The sequence below is a fragment of the Diaphorobacter aerolatus genome (genome assembly GCF_014489535.1).
GTDB lineage: Bacteria > Pseudomonadota > Gammaproteobacteria > Burkholderiales > Burkholderiaceae_C > Diaphorobacter_A > Diaphorobacter_A aerolatus.
The window spans coordinates 3,480,671-3,499,563 of the sequence record NZ_CP060783.1; the positions used below are offsets into that span (position 1 = coordinate 3,480,671).

Genomic DNA, 18,893 nt, shown 5'->3' on the forward strand with positions numbered 1-18,893 from the left:
GCGGGCGCGATGGTCAGGCCGGCAGGAAACCATCCACCGACAGATAGCGCTCGCCCGTGTCGTAGTTGAAACCCAGCACGCGTGCGCCAGGTGGCAGTTCGGGCAGTTTTTGCGCGATGGCGGCGAGCGTGGCGCCCGACGAGATGCCGACCAGCATGCCTTCCTCCGTCGCCGAGCGGCGTGCGTATTCGCGGGCGGGTTCGGCATCGACCTGGATCACGCCATCGAGCAGTGAGGTATCGAGATTCCCGGGATGAACCCCGCGCCAATGCCCTGAATCGGGTGGGGTGCGGGCTGGCCGCCGGAGATCACGGGCGATGCCACGGGCTCGACCGCAAACACCTTGACGTTCGGGAACTGCTCCTTGAGCACGCGCGCCACGCCGGTCAGGTGACCCCCCGTGCCCACGCCGGTGATCAGCGCATCCAGGCCGTCGGGGAAATCGGCGAGGATTTCCTGGGCCGTCGTGCGTACATGGACCTCGACGTTGGCAGGGTTCTCGAACTGCTGCGGTATCCAGGCGCCGGGTGTCGATTCGACCAGTTCCTGCGCGCGCGCGATGGCTCCCTTCATGCCCTTTTCCTTGGGCGTCAGGTCGAAGCTGGCGCCATAGGCCAGCATCAGGCGGCGGCGTTCGATGGACATGCTCTCCGGCATCACCAGAATGATCCTGTAGCCCTTGACGGCCGCCACCAGCGCCAGCCCGATGCCCGTGTTGCCGGAGGTCGGCTCGATGATCGTGCCGCCGGGCTTGAGCGTGCCGCGCTTCTCGGCATCCTCGACCATGGCCAGTGCGATGCGGTCCTTGATCGAGCCGCCGGGATTGCCGCGTTCGGCCTTGACCCAGACGTTGGCGCTCGCGCCGAACAGGCGATTGATCTTGACCACGGGCGTGTTGCCGATGGTCTGCAGGATGTTGTCGAATTTCATGAAGGAAGTCTCCAGCCGGTAGGGGTAGTGTGAACAGGGTTTGGATGGGTGACCGAGTGAATCCAGAGGCGAAAGCCCGGACTTCTACAAGCCATTGTGGCCTAGTTGTTCCGACTTTCAGCGATAAGGATATGCACCCGCAGATATGGGGCTTTTTCGGATGTATTGACCTGCGCCGGATTAAATTGCGCAACAAGGGTAACAATTTTGAATCTTCAATTCATGTAGCTGCGAACGACCGAACCGACGGCCGGGTTGCAGGGAGTGTTGCGCATGAACCTGTTCGATTTCAACCTGCTGGCCGGCAGCCTGGCCCTGTTCCTGCTGGTCGGTGGTTACGCGTGGCGCGAGCACGGGGCGGCCATCGCCTGCATGTTCGCGGGCGTGATCGGGCTGCTGCTGCTGATCCTCTACAACCTGCGTGCCTCGGCGGGTTGATGCATGCCGCCAGACGGACCGGCGCGAGACACGCGATAATCACGTCCGTGAAGCACGCCAGACCGCCGCTGGTGCATGTGCCGAAAGGCCGCACTGGAGGAACGTCCGGACTGCAAAGGACAGCGTAGCAGCTAACGGCTGCCCACCGTGAGGTGAGGATCAGAGCAACAGAGACGAGCCGATTCAGTTCGGGTGAAACGGGCAATCTCTACGCGCAGCAATACCAAGTAGGCCAGCGTTGATGTGGTTCCGCAGAGCTGGCGGGTAGGTAGCATCGAGCCGTGGTGGCGACACCCGGCCCAGATTAATGGCGGTCACGTTGCGGGCAACCGCAATGCACAGAATCCGGCTTATCGGCGGGCTTCACACTTTTTTTGTTCCGGACTGCGGCTGCGGGTCATTTCACGGCGTCGCAGCGCAGTGCGGTGAAATTCCGGCCTTCAGTTCTCTTGCGCGCGCGACGGTTTCAGGGTGCGTGCTGAGCAGGGAGAACATGGCTTCTTCCTTCTCGATGTCAGCCTCGCTTCGGGCGTCTGGGCCTCGCGGTTCGCGGCCCCGTCCGGGTTCGATGCGCTCGATGCCGGAGCATGCGGCGCGGTGGCCGTCGTGTCCTTCCTGTCCTTGTCTTTCTCTTCGCCGTCCTTGCCGCGCCGCGCGGCCATGGCGAGCAGCAACTCGCCCATGGGCACGGTCGAAATCTCCGCGTTTTTGAGCAACGCAATGGCGAAGCAATCGGCTTCGCGCTCGTGGTTGCGCTGGTAGGCCAGGCCCGTGAGCAAGGTGCTGCCCGTGGAGATCAGGGCCGACACATCGCCGAGCGCGAGGCCGAGTCCGGTCTGCAGCACGCCTTGCTCGACCACCATGCGCGTGGTGTGGCGGTGCGCGACGTGGCCGATTTCATGGGCGAGCACGCCGATGATGGCGTCGTCGCCAATCTGCTGGCTGCGTGCCGTGTCCACCAGGCCGTCGGTGACCACGATGGTGCCGCCAGGCAGCGCGAAGGCGTTCGCGCCCATGCCGCGCCTGAATTGCAGCGTGTATCGGGGCTCGTAGCCGTGGTAGCGCTTGAGTGAAGCGGGCGTCTTTGCAAGCAGCGAGTCGAATTGGTCACGCAATTGTTGCTGGCGTTCCTTGGATAGCTTGCTGGGCTTGAGCATGCCCTCGTCCATTTGCGCCATGGCCTCGGAGGACAGGGCCGACTCCCAGCTCAATGGCACCCATCGCGTGAGCTGCGCGGCGGCCCAGGGCGTACCGTATTTGTAGAACGCCACCATGCCGATGGCGGCGACGACAAACACGCCGACGAACATCGGCCAGCGGGTTTGCATGCGCTGCGCGATGCCGGGTCGGAAGTCGGCAGCCGCGAGGGCGTCCTGCCATTTCCCAGCCTCCAGGATCTCGAGGCTGCCGCCGTCCTTGAGGTCGATGATCAGCGTTTCCTGTGGGCGCCGCGTACTCCATGCTTCGGGCCACTCGATGGAGCGGTGCGCATAGCGGCGCGGCTTGTCGCCCGGCGATTGCAGCGGATGCACGAGCAGGTCGGGCCCGCCCTGGAGAGACGGCGAAAGACTCACGAGCACCTTGCGCGGCTGGCTGCTTTGTCCGTCGAACCAGTTCGCGCGGATCAACGCTGTCGTGGCGTTCGGTGGTGGGCTGCTGCGGGTCGACAACATCAGCCGATCAGATCCAGTCCGGCCGCATCTGCCAGCGCGTCTCCAAAGCCTTCCTTCTGGCCTTGTTCGAGCCGACCGGCGAGCTGCTCGACGCTGCCCTTCACGTACAGCGTGACCGATTCGAATTTCATCTGGTATTCGGCAACGCGCGCAAACGGACGGTAGAAACCGATCGTGAGGATGGTCAGCAGCATGTTCTTCAAGCGCAGCATCACGAACCTGCGCGTGGACAGCGTGCACTTGAAGCGCGCGATGGTGCTGATGCCGGTGTTGTTCCAGATGAGATGGAACATGCGCGATTCACGGTAGGCGCGCGCCGGGCCGCTGGCCAGAAGAAGCAGGAACAGCATCAGCACCACGCCCAGGATGACCACCACGAAAAACATGATGCCCGATCTGTCACCCAGGCCATGGCCGAGCAGGTACGCGCCACCGGCGACCGCAGAGATCAGCGCCAGTACCACCACGAGCGAGAGCGCAAACACCAGCACGGTGCCAACCCAGATCTTCACGAAATCCATGTAGACCGGCTTCCAGCGGCTGATTTCGTTGCCGATGCGGGTGCGCAGCACCAGCAGGCTGCGGTAGTTGTATTCGATGCGGATGATGCACAGCACAGACAGAAACATGCCCAGCAGGAAGATGCCCACGATGCTCCAACCGGTGGCAGCTTCGATCCTGGGAAACTCCGGATGCGCGGTTTGGCCCTCCGTCACATCGGCCGTGCCGCCCGTGACGAGAAAGTCGACGCCGTAGAAGATGCCGATCCATACCAGCGCGAGTGCGAACACCGGCCAGCTCGCCTTGTAGATTTCCTTCCAGTTGGCGGTGAACATCAGGCGCAGGCCGCGCCAGCGCGTGTTGGAGAGCCGAAAGCGCATGGCACTCGCCCAGATGAACGGAGCGAGCGCGGCGCCGCACAGCAGGAACAACGCCACGGCGGTGTCCTGCCCGGTGCGCAGCGCAAGCTGGTAGGCGATGCTGAGCAGAAACACCACCAGAAAACCGAACACCATGCGGCGCTGTTGGGCGGTGAATTCGAGCGCGCTGCCCGCAAGCATCGAGTGGCCGTAGAAGTATTGGGCCGTGCGCCGCCGTGCGAACGGCGTGTAGAAGCCGAGGGTGACGATCGACAGTAGCACGTTGACGATCCAGACGCGAAAGTATTCACTGCCACGGCCCGTGAAGCGCAACGGATGCGCCCTGATTTTGTCGGGCGCGGAACCGCGCTCACGCTCCAGCCGGAGGTCGCGCTGACTGCTGGCATCCATACCCGTCTCCCTCTCATGAATGGTTTCAATGAGTATAGGGACTAAGGCCCAAGTTTTATCAAATTTTGATTACATTTGCTGGCAATTTGCGACAGCGTTGCGGAGAATGCCTTGCATTTGTTCAAAAACGTTCGCCGCGCCCGAGATACCGCCATTCGCCCTCGGGCAGCTTGGACAGCGGCACGCGGCCAATGCGGATGCGGCGCATGCCCACCATCTTGAGGCCCACCGAAGCGCACAGCGCGGCGATGGCATTCACGGCCGTGCCAGCCAGCGCAAACCGCAGGTGATTTTCACTTTGACGGCTGACCTTGGCGGGAGGCAGGGTGGTGGCAGCGCCGCCGCGCAGCGACGCCAGATCGGCACCAGCCACATCGCCACTGACTTCGACGATGCATTCATGCTCGAGCGTGGCCGCGTCTTCCACCAGGCGGCGTGCGATGTTGCGATCCTGCGTGAATACCGAGAGCCCGCTCGCCAGCCGATGTTGCAGCGGCGCGCAATCCTGTAAATGCTTGAAATGCCGACGCAGCACCCGCATGCGGCCGGCCTGTGGATCGGTGGCGCTGTGGGTGTGCAGGTCCAGCAGCTCCCACGGATCCCTGCATCCCGCAGGCTGATGCAGCAGCAAGGTGACGGGCGCAAGCTCCAGCAGGCTTGCATCGGCAGCAATCAGCACGCGCTGCTCGTCGCGCACACGCAGTCCGGGCTCTTCCTGCACCTCGCCATCGACGCTGACCCAGCCGCCCTCCACATACTGCTCGGCCACGCTGCGCGAGCAGCCCTTGAGCTGCATCACCCGTTTGGACAGGCGTTGCCCTTCCGATTCCTGCGGCGCGCTATCGCCGCTTGCTGCTTGCTGCTTGTCCGACATTCCAACCTTCATCGCCGACACTCAGGGTCAGCAATGCGCGATTATCCCCATCATCGAATGCGCCGGCCCTAGTTCCCAGGCTCCATGCTGCGGATGCGATCCACGTGGGCCTGGAGCGAGCGCTGCGCCACGGGCCACATGCGCTCGGGCACGTCGTCATAGGCGATCTTGACCCAGTCGTCGAGATCGCCGCCGGGCAGTTGCTGCATGGCCTTGAGCACCTTGGCCTCGCGAGCGAGGCGGTGGGCGGTGAGCTTGGCAATCGCCTCACGCGGCTTCTCGATCACGTAGCCATGTGCGGGCGCGATGAATTCGGCATTGCATTCGACGCAGGCCGCATCGAGCTTGGCGAGGCTGTTCAGATAGTCGTCCATGTTGCCATCGGGCGGGCTGACCACGGTCGTGCTGCCATTGAGGATGTGGTCGCCCGAGAACAGCAGGCCATCCTCGCGCAGCATCAGGCAGACGTGATTGGCGGCGTGGCCCGGCGTGTGGATGGCCTGTAGGGTGTGCGTGACTTCCCCATCGGGCGAAGGGCCCCTGAGCTGTACCTGTTCACCATCGGCCAGTTCGCGGTCGGGCGTGAACTGGCTGTGGGCCTGCGCGGTGGGGCGCGACGCCACACCGAGGATCGGCGGTTTCGGCTTGCCGTATTGCTCCACCCGTTCCTGCAGCGGCCTCGCGCCCGGCGAGTGGTCGGGGTGCGAGTGGGTGCAGACGATCTGGCGGATGTCCCCGCCCGCGGCACGCCAGAGCTTCTCCAGATGCTCGGGGTCGGCGGGACCGGGATCGATGGCGATGTAGCCGGTCGAGGGATCGCCCACCAGATAACTGTTCGTGCCCGGGCCGGTCATCACGCCCGGATTCGGCGCGGTCAGGCGCTGCACGTTCTTCAACAGCGGCACGGCGCGTTCGCTCTGCCAATCGAGCGGATGCAGGATCTGGCCGTCCGGCGTGACCAGGGCCAGCTCGCCGAACGAGTGTTCATGGTCCATGAAGCGCGTCTCGCGACCCTTGAGCAGCCCGCTTCTCGGGCAGCAGTTCCACAGCGGCTCTTCGTCCCTGGAGACCGCGTCCATCAAGGCCTGCACCGTCGCATACTGGTTCAGGTGTTCCAGCGTGCGGATGGTGGGAAAGATCATGAAGAACTTGCCTTCCGCGTGCTGCGCGAGCGCATTCGCCGGGCGCACCCAGACCGGCTCGAACTGTTCGGTCTCATCGGCCACCGGCTCCTGCCCCTCGGGCATGCGCCGCACCAGAAACGGCACCGAAAAGCGCTTGGGCGAGGTGCGGTCGGCCGTCCAGTGCGCGAGCAGGTGCATGTCGTCACCCGCCAGTCGCAGGCCGCGCGCGGCGCATTGGGCCACAAAGGGCTGATGGCGGTCGATCGCGGCAATGTCGGCGGCATCGGCAAAGCGCCCGTCGTCGGCATGTCGCGCCAGCAGAATGCCCAGTTCCTCGAAGGTCTCGCGGATCCCGGCCACGGCCTCGGTCACGCGCTCGGCGGTTTGCGTGGGCCGGTGGTCGGTCTGAGCGTGGGATTCGGGGCTGGCGTCGGCGGCATCGATTCCGCCGCCGGGAAACACGTAGGCTCCCGGCAGAAAGCTCGCGGTGGGCGAGCGACGGGTCATCAGCACCTCGAGCACGGTGCCGCCGTTGTCGGTCGGCGCGTCGCGCATCAGCAGCACGGTGGCGGCAGGGCGCGTCTTGACGGGCTCGCGATGGGCATGGAGTTGTTGGTTCGGGCGGGGCATGAACGCATTATGTGCATCCATGCCAACTTCTGCTGGCACGCATGCGACGCGTGCGCGCGCCACCGGCTACAGCTTATTACGGGCCGGGTTGTGCGCAGACCGGCGTGGGGACGGATAATTGCGGGATATGCCCAAGCAGATCCGCTTCACCAAGATGCAAGGCGCGGGAAACGATTTCGTCGTGCTTGACGAGACCTCCCACCGCCATGGCCTGACTGCCGAACAGTACCGGTTCATCGCTGATCGCCATTTCGGCATCGGCGCCGACCAGATACTGACCGTGCGCGCGGCGCCATCGCCCGAGGTCGATTTCGAATACCTGATCCATAACGCGGACGGCGGCGAGGTCGAACAGTGCGGCAACGGCGCGCGCTGCTTTGCGCGCTTTGTGCACGACAAGGGTCTGACCCGCAAGGACACGATCCGCGTGCAGACCATGAAGGGCGTGATCACGCCCCAACTCATGCCCGATGGCCGCGTCACCGTGGACATGGGCCGACCGCGTTTCGAGCCCGACGAGATTCCGTTCAATGCCGAGAACCTGCACGCCCTGAAGGGCCCGACGGATGCCAGGCGCTGGCAGGTGCCGGTGGACTATCCGGCCGGTTCGCACGGCAGCGTGCTGCTGACCGTGGTCTCCATGGGCAATCCGCATGCCGTGCAGTTGGTGGACGACGTGGGCAATGCACCCGTCAACGAACTCGGGCGACTGATCGAAATCCATGAGCGCTTTCCCGAGCGCGTGAACGCCGGCTTCATGCAGATCGTCAGCCGCGACGAGATCAAGCTGCGGGTGTTCGAGCGCGGCGTCGGCGAAACGCTGGCCTGCGGCACGGGCGCATGCGCGGCCGTGGTTGCCGGCATCCATCTCGGCCTGCTCGACCTGCGGGTCGACGTCCACACCCTGGGCGGCCGACTCACGATTGCGTGGTCCGGCGACCCGCGAGATTCCGTATTCATGACCGGGCCGGCCACCACCGTGTTCGAAGGTCAGATTGAAATTCCAGACAAGCTATGACGACTACCTCCATCCCCACGAGTTCCAACGTGCCACCGATCACCGAAGACGACATCGCCGAATTTCTGGTGAACACACCGGATTTCTTCGAACGCCACGCCGAAGTGCTTGCCAGCGTCACCATTACAAGTCCCCATGGCCACCGTGCCGTGAGCCTGCACGAGCGCCAGGCCGAGATGCTGCGCGAGAAGATCAAGGGCCTGGAACAGCGCGTCATGGAGATGGTGCGCCACAGCGGCGAGAACACCTCCATCAGCGACAGAACGCACGAGTGGGCACGCCGCATGCTCGCGGTGAAGGAGCCGATTCGCCTGCCCGATGCCGTTGAAGAAGGCATGCGCGAGCTGTTCGACGTGCCCCAGGTCGCCCTGCGCGTCTGGGGCGTGAGCGCGGTCTATGGCGGGGAGACGTTTGCGCAGGGCGTCAGCGACGACGCGCGCGCATTCGCTTCGTCGCTGACCAGCCCGTTCTGTGGCGCGAACATGGGGTTCGAGCCCACGCAATGGCTGCCGGAGGCCGGCCAGGTGCAGTCGCTCGCACTGCTGCCGCTGCGTGACGGCAACATCGACAGCACCGAGCCCGCGTTCGGCCTGCTGGTGCTGGGGTCGCAGGACGCCTCGCGTTTCGACGCGGCCATGGGCACCGACCTGCTGACACGCATGGCCGAGCTGGCGAGTTCGGCGCTGTCCCGTCTGCGCTGATTTCTCCCAGCCGATGGCTCGCCAGACCTCTGCACGTGCGAAGCAGCCGTCTGCGGTGCGTGGCGATGCGGCGTTGGAGCAGGCGGTCCTGCCGCCCGAGGCGCTTCGCTATCTCGAATTCGTGCGCGTGCAAAAGCGCCTTGCCGCGCGAACCCACACGCTGTACACGCTCGATCTCCAAAGACTTGCGCAGTTCGCGGCGGATGTCGGCCTGCCGATGCTCGCGCTGCAGAACGCGCACATTCGCCGCTTCGTCGTCCAGATGCATGGCGCGGGGCGCTCGGGGCGCGGCATTGCGCTGATTCTTTCGGGCTGGCGTGGCTTCTTCACCTGGGCCGCGCAGCAGGGGCTCGTCCCGCACAACCCGGTGCAGGACGTGCGCGCCCCAAGTCGCCCAAGCCGCTGCCCAAGGCGCTTGGCGTGGACGATGCGGTGCGCCTTGCAGAGTTCGAGCAATCCAGCGCCGACCCGTGGCTGGAGGCGCGCGACGCGGCCATGGTCGAGCTGCTCTACGGCTGCGGCCTGCGCGTCGGTGAACTGGTGGGACTGGACGTGATTGCCACCACCGCAGCGCACGACGAGGGGCGCGGCTGGCTCGACATGCAGGCGGGCGAAGCGCATGTGTTCGGCAAGGGCTCCAAGCGCCGCAGCGTTCCCATGGGCGCGCCTGCGGTCGCGGCGGTGCGGGCCTGGCTCGACGTGCGTGCCCAGCCGTTTGGCGGCGGCCAGTCGCCGCGCCTTGACGCCGCGCTGTTCGTGGGGCGACGCGGCGCGCGCCTGACTGCGCAATCCGTGTGGCTGCGCCTGCGCGAACGCAGCCAGATCGCGGGACTCACCACGCCCGTTCATCCCCACATGCTGCGCCATTCGTTCGCAAGCCATCTGCTGCAGTCGAGCGGCGATCTGCGCGCGGTGCAGGAACTGCTGGGACACGCCAACATCACCACCACCCAGGTCTACACGCGGCTGGACTACCAGCACCTTGCGCAGGTCTACGACGCGGCGCATCCGCGTGCCAAGCGCAAGAGCGAGGATTGACCCGGTCGCTCAAGCCACGTAGCGCCCGAGCACCAGTGATGCGTTCACGCCGCCGAAGCCGAACCCATTGAGCAAGGCATGCTGGATGGCCAGTGGCCTGGCGCGCAGGGCCACGAGATCGAGGCCGTCGGCCAGGGCATCGGGATGCTCCAGATTCAGGATCGGCGGCGCGATCTGGTCCCGCAATGCGAGGACGGTGAAGATGGTCGCCACGGCACCTGCGGCGCCCAGCATGTGACCCACGGCGGATTTCGGTGCGCTGATGGCCGGGCCGCTGCCGCTCGTTCCGAAAATCTGCCGAATGGCCGCGAGTTCGCCTCGATCACCGACCTGCGTCGACGTGGCATGTGCCGCGACGTACTGCACGGCCTGTGGCGCAATGCCGGCCTGCGCGAGTGCGATGCGCATGGCTTCGGCGGCGCCCGAGCCGTCCTCGGGCCCCGAGGTGATGTGGTGCGCGTCCGCCGACGTTCCATAGCCCAGCACTTCCGCCAACGGTTGCGCGCCGCGCGCCTGCGCGTGTTCCAGCGACTCAAGCACCAGCATGCCCGCGCCTTCTCCCATCACAAAGCCGTCGCGTGCCGCATCGAAGGGGCGGGATGCCCTGGTGGGCTCGTCGTTGAAGTGGGTGGACAGTGCGTTCGCTGCCGCAAAGCTGCCGATGCTCACACGGTCTATCGTCGCCTCGCTGCCACCACAGATCGCGATGTCGGCTTCGCCGCTCTGAATGAGCCGCGCCGCGTCCCCGAGCGCCTGAACGCTGGCGGCACAGGCCGTGACCGGCGCGCCGATGGGTCCCTTGAAACCATGCCGGATCGAGACGTGACCGGCCGCGAGATTCACCAGAAACGCCGGAACCGTGAATGGCGACAAGCGCTGCGGCCCCTTGGCGTCGGTGGTCCGCACGGCCTCGGAGACCGTGGTGAAGCCGCCCACGCCCGATCCGATCACCGTTGCGGTTCGCCGCTGATCAGCGAGCGTCCCGGGCGTCCATCGGGCCTGAGCAATGGCCTGCCCGGCGGCGCCCAGCGCGAGGGCGATGAAACGATCCATGCGGCGCAGTTCCTTGGCGGACACCACCGCATTCGCGTCCCAACCCCCGAGAGGATCTTCGTCGATGTCGCGCACGCGCGCGGCGATTGCGACGCCCGTGCCGTCGCCGATTCCGGCGGGCAGGGCGGACACGCCGGATTCCCCCGCAAGCAGGCGTTGCCAGGCCAATTCCACATCGCAACCCAGAGGCGATACCAATCCCATTCCGGTAATGACAATTCGCTTGCGCATCTTGTGACCTCGTTATTGATGATTGTCATAATCATAAAATAATTTAGATGACGAATATCATCAAAAAATGAAAGTCAGCAGAATCCAGTCCGCGAAAAACCGCTCAGGCATTGTCGAAGCGGCCGCGCGCCTCTATCGCGAAAAGGGTCTGCATGGCGTGGGCGTAGCTGAAATCACGCAGGAGGCCGGGTTGACCCACGGCGGCCTGTACCGTCATTTCGATTCGAAGGATGCGCTCGCGCGCGAGGCGTGCATTCGCGCGTTTGACTGGAAGATCACTTCGCAGGATGCGGAGCAAGGAGCGAATGCCGACGCGAGATTGCAAGCGCTGGTGCATGACTATCTTTCAACGCGTCACCGCGACAACCCGGGCGACGGATGTCCCGTAGCGGCGCTGGCGATGGACGCGGCCCGGGCGGGACCGCCAATGTCTGAAGTCTTTGCAGAAGGCATCGAGCGCAACATCCAGCGCTTTGCTCAAGCGGCCAGCAACGGCTCGCACGCGGCGGGCGCGACCGAACGGGCCGACACGATACACATGTTGGCGAGCATGGTGGGCGCGATGGTGCTGGCGCGTGCAACGGCGGCGGCAAACCCGGCGCTGTCGGAAGAAATTCTCGCTACGCTTCGACAACGGCTGGCAGCAGTCTGAGCCATCCCGACACCGCCATTCTGAAAGGACCTTCGCCATGTCAGCTCTGGATCTCAGGATTCCGCCTCCCATCATCGGCCTCGCCACGGCGGCGTTGATGTACGGCCTGGCAGTAGCAATCCCTTCGGCGGCGTGGAGTCACGCTCTGTGCCCGTGGCTTGCGGGTGGGTTCGCGCTGGTCGGCATTGCCATCGATCTGTCCGCGCTGTGGGCATTTCACCGCCACCGCACCACGGTGAACCCGCTTTCGCCTGATCGCACCACCCGCATCGTCAGCGACGGCATCTACCGCCTGACGCGCAATCCCATGTATCTCGGCATGCTCGGACTCTTGCTGGCGTGGGCGATCTGGCTCGCAAACATGGCGGCGTGGGTTGGGCCGGTGCTGTTCGTGGCCTACATCACGCGTTTCCAGATCATTCCCGAAGAACGCATCCTGCACCAGAAGTTTGGCGCGGCCTATGCGCAGTATCGGCAGCGCGTACGCCGCTGGATTTAGTAGGGCCTTCGGGGCTCGCTACACTTGAATCGATTGCCTGGCGGCCCAAACTGGTGGCCCACCCCCATCCGTTGACATGGCGCGAACGATACATGCTCGTTGGCGCGCCATCTCCTTTTGCTGAAAGTGAACTGCATCATGTCCCTGATCCCTGCAACCATCCTGACCGGCTTTCTGGGCGCGGGAAAAACCACGCTGCTCAAGCGCGTGCTGACCGAGGCGCACGGCCAGAAGATCGCGGTCATCGAAAACGAGTTCGGCGAAGAGAACATCGACACCGACATCCTCAGGACCGAATCCAAGGAGCAGATCGTGCAGATGAGCAATGGCTGCATCTGCTGCACGATTCGCGAAGATCTGCGCGAGACGCTGCAACTGCTGGCCGCCAAGCGTCGCCAGGGCCTGGTGGAGTTCGACCGCATCGTGATCGAGACCACCGGCCTGGCCGATCCGGGGCCGGTGGCGCAGACCTTTTTCATGGACGACGAGATCGCCGAGACCTATCTGCTCGACTCCATCATCACGCTGGTGGACGCCAAGCACGCCAACCAGCAGCTCGATGATCGCCAGGAAGCGCGTCGTCAGGTGGGCTTTGCCGACCAGATTTTTCTCTCCAAGACGGATCTGGTGAGCGACGCGGAGAAGGAGGCGCTGATCCATCGCCTCAAGCACATGAACCCGCGCGCGCCGATCCGCGCCGTGCACTTTGGCGATGTGGCGCTCAAGGAAGTGCTCGACCTGCGCGGCTTCAACCTGAACTCCAAGCTGGACATCGATCCGGATTTCCTCAAGGAAGATTCGCACGGCCATGGCCATGACCACGCCCATGGACATGAGTCCCACGACAAGGACCATGTGCACGACGAGCATTGCGGCCACGGCGAACATGCGCATGAACACGGCGAGCATTGCGATCATCCGCACCATCATCACTATGACGACGATGTGAAGAGCTTCGTGTTCCGCTCCGACCGGGCGTTCGATCCTGTAAAACTCGAAGATTTCCTCGGGGCCATTGTGAACATTTATGGCCCGCGCATGCTGCGCTACAAGGGCGTGTTAAATATGAGGGGAACGGAGCGCAAGGTGATTTTCCAGGGCGTGCATCAATTGATGGGCAGCGATCTGGGTCCCGAGTGGGCGGCCGATGAGCAGCGAGTCAGCAAGATGGTGTTCATCGGTATCGACCTGCCCAAGGACATTCTGGTGCAGGGTCTGGAACAGTGTCTTGTGTAAGCTGATATGGCGGCCAGCAGATGTCGTGCGGAAGGTTGGCGTGTGTTGTGTGCCACTTTCTCCCGAATGACTAATTAGGCCGCTACAATCGCGCCCCGAAAAAGCCGGGATAGTTGATTGATCGACATTCCGGCTCCGCCCGTATTGCGAGGAGATGGAAAAGTGAGCGCCGCACCCAGCGTTTGCGTGGTGAAAGCCACATGGCAGGGATCTGGCACGGAGCAGGGCACAATGCTGCTCCGGCGGATCAGCGCCCATGCATCGGCAACCCGGCACACAAGTGCCACGGAAGCCGTGCTGGAATTCCTGGCCCCTTCCCGAATCCTGCATTCGAACGTACCATCATCGGCACAGAGGGGCCGCGGTGGCCCCACACGCCAGCTTTACTGACACCATGCCCACGACAATCCAAAACACTGCGGCTGCCGCGAAGAAAGACCCCAAGCTGGCCAATAACTGGAAAAGCAAGTCAGGGGAAGAATTGACCGACGCGGAAGTGCTCTCCATGCCCGAGAGCGAATACATGAACGACAAGCAATTGGCGTTCTTCCGTCATAAGCTGACGCAAATCAAGCAAGACATGCACAACAATGCCGGCGAAACCACCGAGCATTTGCGTGAAGACACGGTCGTGGTGCCCGATCCGGCGGATCGCGCGACGATCGAGGAAGAGCATGCACTGGAACTGCGCACGCGTGACCGCGAGCGCAAGCTGCTCAAGAAGATCGAGCAGTCCATCGCGCGCATCGATTCCGGTGACTATGGCTATTGCGACGAGACCGGCGAGCCTATCGGCGTCGGTCGCCTGATTGCACGCCCCACGGCCACGCTGTCGCTGGAAGCCCAGCAGCGCCGCGAATTGAAGCAAAAGATGTACGGAGATTGATCGATGCCCCGCCTTCCGCATCCTGCGCGTTCTCGCCCGGATGAGGCGGGTTTCCGCATCCATTGGTCATGAGCAAGGAAGACTCTTCCCGCGGACTGCTGTCCAAGGTTGTGCGTTTTGTGCGCAACCCGACCGTGCAATGGTCGGAACTGGCCACGCCTGAAGAAGACAAGGAAGGCCAGTACAGCAAGCAGATGCTCAAGGAAATGATTGAGCGCAAGCGGCGCAATGATTTTGTGCGCCGTCGTGAGTTCGATCAATTGCGCAAGCTGCGCCGCCGGGAGCTTGTGCAGGGCCAGAAACTGGAGGACGCGGCGGGTCGCACGTCCTTCGCACAGAGCACGATGCTGCCGCAGGCGAATGGCACGAACCTTTCGCAGGATGGGCGCGCAGTCACGCTCAAGAAGATCGACGAGATCGAGGCCCAGATGTCCCAGCAGTGGTGGCGCGCCAAGCCGGGCGGGGCTCCCGGCGAGCGCCCCGTGCCGCGTGTCGTGCCGCCACCGCTGTCGCACGATCCGCAGGTGACCGCCGAAGTGCCTCTCGAATTTGCACCGACCGCCCCGCTGACGGTAACGTTTTCTGAATTTCCTCACACCCAACCTGCGACAATGTCGGTAGCTATGGATCCGACCATGCCGATGTCATTGGACGGTTTGGGCCCGCAGTTCGACGTACCCACCCTCGGGATGGATGCCGTCGTCGCTCATGAGGAATTGGAGAAATTTGTGCACGAACCCGACCTGGAAGAAGCCGCCATTCGTTTCGCCAATGGCGATTACGCGGGCGCTGAATCTGGCCTGCTGGAAGTGCTCGCACGGCACGCGCAGGATGATCCCAAGGATCAGATCGAGATCTGGATGACCTTGTTCGACCTGTATCGCGCAACGGGATTGCAGGAACGCTTCGACAAGCTGGCGATCGACTACGCCGGACGTTTCGGCCGGTCCGCGCCGATGTGGTTTTCGCTGCCCGAGCAGCTCGGCATGGCTCCGGCCGACAGCGCCGGCGCGGCCGCGAATCAGCGTGAATTCAACTGGAACGCGCCACCGACGATCACCCCGCAGTCGCTCGCGGCATTGCAGGCATCCATTTCCCGCAAGCCCGCGCCGCCCTGGACGCTCAATTGGTCGCGCACCACGGACATCGATCCGCTGGCCCTCGGCGGGCTTGCAGACATGTTCCTGCAATGGGCCGATTCGCCCGTGGATGTCAAGTTCGTGGGTGTTGCCGCCCTGAACGCCCTGATGGAATCCAGAACGCCCTCGGGCGACCGCAGCGTCGATGAGCAATGGTGGCGTCTGCGCATGGCGCTGCTGCGCCTCATGGGCTTGCCCGACGAGTTCGAGCTGGTGGCGCTCGACTATTGCGTGACCTATGAAGTCTCGCCACCGTCCTGGGCTCCGACCAAGGGCAAGTTCCAGGGCGACGACAGCGCGCTCAATGCGGTCGTCGAGCAGGCGCGCCAGGACGCACAGCGCGAGCGCGAACTCGGCAATCCCTCGCAAATCCCCATGCCCGCTCACAAGCCCGAGCCTGCGCGGGCACCGGGTCTGTCCGGCTACATCGATGGCGATGCGGTTCCGCTGCTTGAGCCATTCGAATCAATGGCAAGGGACGATGCACCGCTGCAGATTCCCTGCGACCGGCTCATCCGCATGGACTTTCCGGCAGCAGGCTCGGTACTCAACTGGGCCGCCGAACAGCAGGCCAAGGGCAGAGCCGTGCAATTCGTCAATCTGCATCGCCTGGTCGCGGTGTTCTTCAACGTCATTGGCGTGGGCGAGCACGCCTGGGTCATCCCGCGGCGGAACTAGGGGCTGCTCCAAACAGCGCGCTTCGGGCGCGCTTTTTCATGGGCGTGTCGTCGTGCGGGAAATTCTCGCACGCATCTTGATTTCCCCCGCGCGACCCTCACCTGACAACGCCATGGAACAGTATCACGGCACCACCATTCTCAGCGTCCGCCGCCAGACGGCGGACGGCATTCAGGTCGCCATTGGCGGCGATGGCCAGGTCACTCTGGGCAACATCGTCGTCAAGGGCACGGCGCGCAAGGTGCGCAAGCTCTACGGCGGCAAGGTTCTCGCGGGGTTCGCGGGAGCGACCGCCGACGCCTTCACGCTGTTCGAGCGCTTCGAGGCCAAGCTCGAAAAGCACAACGGCCAGTTGACGCGCGCCGCCATCGAACTCACCAAGGACTGGCGCACCGACCGCGTGCTGCGCCGACTCGAAGCCATGCTGGCCGTGGCGGACGAGTCCGCATCGCTGATCATCACCGGCAACGGCGACGTGCTGGAGCCCGAGCAGGGCATCGTCGCGATTGGTTCGGGCGGTGCCTATGCGCATTCGGCCGCCAAGGCGCTGCTCAGCAATACCGATCTGTCCGCAGAGGAAGTGGTCCGCAAGTCACTGGCGATTGCGGGTGAGCTCTGCATCTACACCAACATGCACCACAGCATCGAGACGCTTTGAGCGGTGATCAGCGGTGGCTCGTTTCGATGCCGCCAACAGGGCCCACGCGCCTCGCATGGTTGTGTGGCGATGCCTTGATGCGGCGCGCTTGCGCCCCGGCGTCGCCGAAATGGCCGCGAGGCCCATCCTTTTTCCTTGAATTTCGAATTTTTCAGGTCTTGCCATGTACTCAATGACGCCGCAGGAAATTGTTTCCGAACTGGACAACCACATCGTCGGGCAGAACAGCGCCAAGCGCGCCGTGGCCATTGCGCTGCGCAACCGCTGGCGTCGCCAGCAGGTCGATGCGGGTCTGCGCCACGAAATCACACCCAAGAATATTCTGATGATCGGCCCCACGGGTGTCGGCAAGACCGAAATCGCGCGCCGCCTGGCCCGGCTTGCGGATGCGCCTTTCATCAAGGTCGAGGCGACCAAATTCACCGAGGTGGGCTATGTCGGCAAGGATGTCGATTCCATCGTGCGTGATCTGGTCGAAATCGCGGTCAAGCAGACGCGCGAGGCCGACATGAAGAAAATGCGCATGCGCGCCGAGGATGCCGCCGAAGAACGGATTCTCGACGTGCTCGTGCCGCCTGCGCGCAGCAGCGAACCGGCGCCCGATGGCGCGGCGCGACAGAGCTTTCGCAAGAAGCTGCGCGAGGGTCAGCTCGACGACAAGGAGATCGAGATCGATCTGGCCGAATCGCGTCCGCAACTGGAAATCATGGGCCCGCAGGGCATGGAGGAAATGACCGAGCAACTGCGTGGCATGTTCAGCCAGATGGGTGGCGAGAAGCGCAAGCTGCGCAAACTCAAGATCGTCGAGGCGCTCAAGCTGGCGACCGACGAAGAGGCAGCCAAGCTGGTCAACGAGGATGAGGTCAAGAGCCGAGCGCTGGCAAATGCCGAGCAGAACGGCATTGTTTTCATCGACGAAATCGACAAGGTCGCCACGCGCCAGGAGGCGTCGGGCTCCGATGTGTCTCGACAGGGCGTGCAGCGCGACCTGCTGCCGCTGGTTGAGGGCACGACGGTCTCCACCAAGTACGGCATGGTCAAGACCGACCATATGCTATTCATTGCGTCGGGAGCCTTTCATCTGGCCAAGCCCAGCGACCTGATTCCCGAGCTGCAGGGCCGCTTTCCGATCCGTGTGGAGCTCGAATCGCTGTCGGTCGAGGATTTCGAGGCCATCCTGACGCAGACGCACGCCTCGCTGGTCAAACAGTACCAGGCGCTTCTGGCGACCGAGGGCGTGACGCTTGAGTTCACGCCCGACGGCATCACGCGGCTTGCGCACATCGCCTATGACGTGAACGAGCGCACGGAAAACATCGGCGCACGCAGGCTGTCCACGGTGATGGAGCGACTGCTCGATGAGGTCAGCTTCGATGCGGTCAAGCTTTCGGGCCAGACCGTGAAGATCGACTCCGGCTACGTCGATGGCCGCCTGCAGATGCTCAGTCAGAACGAGGACCTATCGAGATACATTCTCTGACGGTTTTATTCGACCACTCCCAACCCTCAAGTGTCACTTCGTGAACAAAGCCTAAGTGCTTAATAAATAAGGGTTTTATCTGCTAGCCATTCTCTAAAACACGGCCTAAGTCCTTGATTTCATTGCAAATTTGTTTGGTTTGACCCCTTGCACGGTGTTCTTTTCCTGCTACAGTGGAAAAAAGTGCAATTTAGTGGTGAAAAGTGCCCTAAATCTTCCGTTTCAGGGTTTCAACCAAGCAGAGGTCCAACGCCGTGTTTCAAGGCGCGTCATCAATCAGTCTGGATGCCAAGGGGCGGCTCTCTGTGCCGACCCGGTATCGTGACGTCCTGATGGCGAACGCGACCGGCCAGCTCACCATCACCAAGCACCCGCACGGCTGCCTGATGATCTTTCCGCGCCCCGAGTGGGAAAAGTTCCGAGAACGCATCACCGCGCTGCCGATGGAGGCCGTGCGCTTCAAGCGCATCTTCATGGGTCACGCAATGGACGTGGACATGGATGCCACGGGCCGCGTGCTGGTTGCGCCGGAACTGCGCGAAGGCGCGGGCATCAGCAAGGACACGATCCTGCTGGGCATGGGAAATCACTTCGAACTCTGGGACAAGGCGAAATACGACGCCCAGGAAGCCGAAGCGATGCAGGGCGAACTGCCCGAAGTTCTCAATGGTTTTTCTTTCTGAA

General features: G+C 63.5%; 16 protein-coding genes, 1 other RNA gene and 2 pseudogenes. 13 read left to right on the forward strand and 6 right to left on the reverse strand.

Annotated elements, in window-relative coordinates; genetic code table 11:
* Window positions 1-13: 13 nt before the first annotated feature.
* A pseudogene (gene cysK / locus H9K75_RS16175) lies at window positions 14-930 on the reverse strand (cysteine synthase A).
* A gap of 273 nt (window positions 931-1,203) precedes the next feature.
* Between cysK and H9K75_RS16180 the strand changes: the two are divergent.
* Both H9K75_RS16180 and rnpB read left to right on the forward strand, forming a co-directional pair.
* Window positions 1,204-1,368, forward strand: a complete 165-nt coding sequence (locus H9K75_RS16180; RefSeq protein WP_187723394.1) for a hypothetical protein — start codon at window positions 1,204-1,206, stop codon at window positions 1,366-1,368.
* Window positions 1,369-1,417: 49 nt separating this feature from the next.
* Window positions 1,418-1,737: RNase P RNA component class A (rnpB, locus tag H9K75_RS16185), an RNA gene on the forward strand.
* Window positions 1,738-1,808: 71 nt separating this feature from the next.
* On the opposite strand, the gene H9K75_RS16190 is transcribed toward rnpB, so the two are convergent.
* The 4 genes from H9K75_RS16190 to H9K75_RS16205 form a co-directional block, all read right to left on the reverse strand.
* Window positions 1,809-3,041 (reverse strand): M48 family metallopeptidase, encoded by a 1,233-nt coding sequence (locus H9K75_RS16190; RefSeq protein ID WP_187723395.1) that lies wholly within the window; start codon window positions 3,039-3,041, stop codon window positions 1,809-1,811.
* Window positions 3,041-4,312, reverse strand: coding sequence for a YjgN family protein (locus H9K75_RS16195; RefSeq protein WP_187723396.1), 1,272 nt, complete (start codon window positions 4,310-4,312; stop codon window positions 3,041-3,043). Before H9K75_RS16195 ends, H9K75_RS16190 begins: the two co-directional genes overlap by 1 nt.
* Before the next feature lie 121 nt (window positions 4,313-4,433).
* Complete coding sequence (locus H9K75_RS16200) at window positions 4,434-5,198, reverse strand: RNA pseudouridine synthase (RefSeq protein ID WP_226858268.1); 765 nt, start codon at window positions 5,196-5,198, stop codon at window positions 4,434-4,436.
* Window positions 5,199-5,254: 56 nt separating this feature from the next.
* Window positions 5,255-6,940 carry an MBL fold metallo-hydrolase gene (locus H9K75_RS16205; protein WP_187726073.1) on the reverse strand — a complete coding sequence of 562 codons (1,686 nt, stop codon included), beginning with the start codon at window positions 6,938-6,940 and terminating at the stop codon, window positions 5,255-5,257.
* Window positions 6,941-7,067: 127 nt separating this feature from the next.
* Between H9K75_RS16205 and dapF the strand changes: the two genes are divergently transcribed.
* From dapF to H9K75_RS16220, 3 genes and pseudogenes are all read left to right on the forward strand, one after another.
* Window positions 7,068-7,958 (forward strand): diaminopimelate epimerase, encoded by an 891-nt coding sequence (gene dapF / locus H9K75_RS16210; RefSeq protein ID WP_187723397.1) that lies wholly within the window; start codon window positions 7,068-7,070, stop codon window positions 7,956-7,958.
* Window positions 7,955-8,659 (forward strand): DUF484 family protein, encoded by a 705-nt coding sequence (locus H9K75_RS16215; RefSeq protein WP_187723398.1) that lies wholly within the window; start codon window positions 7,955-7,957, stop codon window positions 8,657-8,659. Before dapF ends, H9K75_RS16215 begins: the two co-directional genes overlap by 4 nt.
* A 13-nt stretch (window positions 8,660-8,672) precedes the next feature.
* A pseudogene (locus H9K75_RS16220) lies at window positions 8,673-9,697 on the forward strand (tyrosine-type recombinase/integrase).
* A 9-nt stretch (window positions 9,698-9,706) separates the two neighbouring features.
* On the opposite strand, the gene fabF reads toward H9K75_RS16220, so the two are convergent.
* A complete protein-coding gene (gene fabF / locus H9K75_RS16225) occupies window positions 9,707-10,981 on the reverse strand; it encodes a beta-ketoacyl-ACP synthase II (RefSeq protein ID WP_187723399.1) in 1,275 nt (424 codons plus the stop codon).
* A 67-nt stretch (window positions 10,982-11,048) separates the two neighbouring features.
* Between fabF and H9K75_RS16230 the strand changes: the two genes are divergently transcribed.
* The 8 genes from H9K75_RS16230 to mraZ all read left to right on the forward strand — a co-directional run bounded on the left by H9K75_RS16230 (window position 11,049) and on the right by mraZ (window position 18,892).
* Complete coding sequence (locus tag H9K75_RS16230; RefSeq protein WP_187723400.1) at window positions 11,049-11,633, forward strand: TetR/AcrR family transcriptional regulator; 585 nt, start codon at window positions 11,049-11,051, stop codon at window positions 11,631-11,633.
* Between the two features lie 37 nt (window positions 11,634-11,670).
* On the forward strand, window positions 11,671-12,132 hold the full coding sequence (locus H9K75_RS16235) for a methyltransferase family protein (RefSeq protein ID WP_187723401.1): 462 nt from the start codon (window positions 11,671-11,673) through the stop codon (window positions 12,130-12,132).
* 138 nt (window positions 12,133-12,270) lie between these two features.
* Entirely contained in the window at window positions 12,271-13,368 is a 1,098-nt protein-coding gene (locus H9K75_RS16240; protein ID WP_187723402.1) for a CobW family GTP-binding protein, read from the forward strand.
* A 394-nt stretch (window positions 13,369-13,762) separates the two neighbouring features.
* Window positions 13,763-14,254, forward strand: coding sequence for an RNA polymerase-binding protein DksA (gene dksA, locus H9K75_RS16245; protein ID WP_187723403.1), 492 nt, complete (start codon window positions 13,763-13,765; stop codon window positions 14,252-14,254).
* A gap of 68 nt (window positions 14,255-14,322) precedes the next feature.
* Complete coding sequence (locus H9K75_RS16250) at window positions 14,323-16,071, forward strand: STAS domain-containing protein (RefSeq protein WP_187723404.1); 1,749 nt, start codon at window positions 14,323-14,325, stop codon at window positions 16,069-16,071.
* Between the two features lie 112 nt (window positions 16,072-16,183).
* Window positions 16,184-16,729 carry an ATP-dependent protease subunit HslV gene (gene hslV, locus H9K75_RS16255; RefSeq protein ID WP_187723405.1) on the forward strand — a complete coding sequence of 182 codons (546 nt, stop codon included), beginning with the start codon at window positions 16,184-16,186 and terminating at the stop codon, window positions 16,727-16,729.
* Window positions 16,730-16,892: 163 nt separating this feature from the next.
* Window positions 16,893-18,209, forward strand: coding sequence for an ATP-dependent protease ATPase subunit HslU (gene hslU / locus H9K75_RS16260; protein WP_187723406.1), 1,317 nt, complete (start codon window positions 16,893-16,895; stop codon window positions 18,207-18,209).
* Between the two features lie 254 nt (window positions 18,210-18,463).
* Window positions 18,464-18,892: a division/cell wall cluster transcriptional repressor MraZ gene (gene mraZ, locus H9K75_RS16265; protein ID WP_187723407.1), complete on the forward strand. Its 429-nt coding sequence runs from the start codon at window positions 18,464-18,466 to the stop codon at window positions 18,890-18,892.
* Window position 18,893 lies beyond the last annotated feature (1 nt).

Bases quoted from the DNA above. Each gene is read 5' to 3' on its own strand.
- H9K75_RS16180 (WP_187723394.1), top strand. From the start codon at position 1,204: ATGAACCTGTTCGATTTCAACCTGCTGGCCGGCAGCCTGGCCCTGTTC.
- H9K75_RS16250 (WP_187723404.1), top strand. From the start codon at position 14,323: ATGAGCAAGGAAGACTCTTCCCGCGGACTGCTGTCCAAGGTTGTGCGT.
- fabF (WP_187723399.1), bottom strand. From the start codon at position 10,981: ATGCGCAAGCGAATTGTCATTACCGGAATGGGATTGGTATCGCCTCTG.
- H9K75_RS16200 (WP_226858268.1), bottom strand. From the start codon at position 5,198: ATGAAGGTTGGAATGTCGGACAAGCAGCAAGCAGCAAGCGGCGATAGC.
- H9K75_RS16215 (WP_187723398.1), top strand. From the start codon at position 7,955: ATGACGACTACCTCCATCCCCACGAGTTCCAACGTGCCACCGATCACC.
- H9K75_RS16195 (WP_187723396.1), bottom strand. From the start codon at position 4,312: ATGGATGCCAGCAGTCAGCGCGACCTCCGGCTGGAGCGTGAGCGCGGT.
- dksA (WP_187723403.1), top strand. From the start codon at position 13,763: ATGCCCACGACAATCCAAAACACTGCGGCTGCCGCGAAGAAAGACCCC.
- dapF (WP_187723397.1), top strand. From the start codon at position 7,068: ATGCCCAAGCAGATCCGCTTCACCAAGATGCAAGGCGCGGGAAACGAT.
- H9K75_RS16190 (WP_187723395.1), bottom strand. From the start codon at position 3,041: ATGTTGTCGACCCGCAGCAGCCCACCACCGAACGCCACGACAGCGTTG.
- H9K75_RS16240 (WP_187723402.1), top strand. From the start codon at position 12,271: ATGTCCCTGATCCCTGCAACCATCCTGACCGGCTTTCTGGGCGCGGGA.
- hslV (WP_187723405.1), top strand. From the start codon at position 16,184: ATGGAACAGTATCACGGCACCACCATTCTCAGCGTCCGCCGCCAGACG.
- hslU (WP_187723406.1), top strand. From the start codon at position 16,893: ATGTACTCAATGACGCCGCAGGAAATTGTTTCCGAACTGGACAACCAC.
- H9K75_RS16230 (WP_187723400.1), top strand. From the start codon at position 11,049: ATGAAAGTCAGCAGAATCCAGTCCGCGAAAAACCGCTCAGGCATTGTC.
- H9K75_RS16205 (WP_187726073.1), bottom strand. From the start codon at position 6,940: ATGCCCCGCCCGAACCAACAACTCCATGCCCATCGCGAGCCCGTCAAG.
- H9K75_RS16235 (WP_187723401.1), top strand. From the start codon at position 11,671: ATGTCAGCTCTGGATCTCAGGATTCCGCCTCCCATCATCGGCCTCGCC.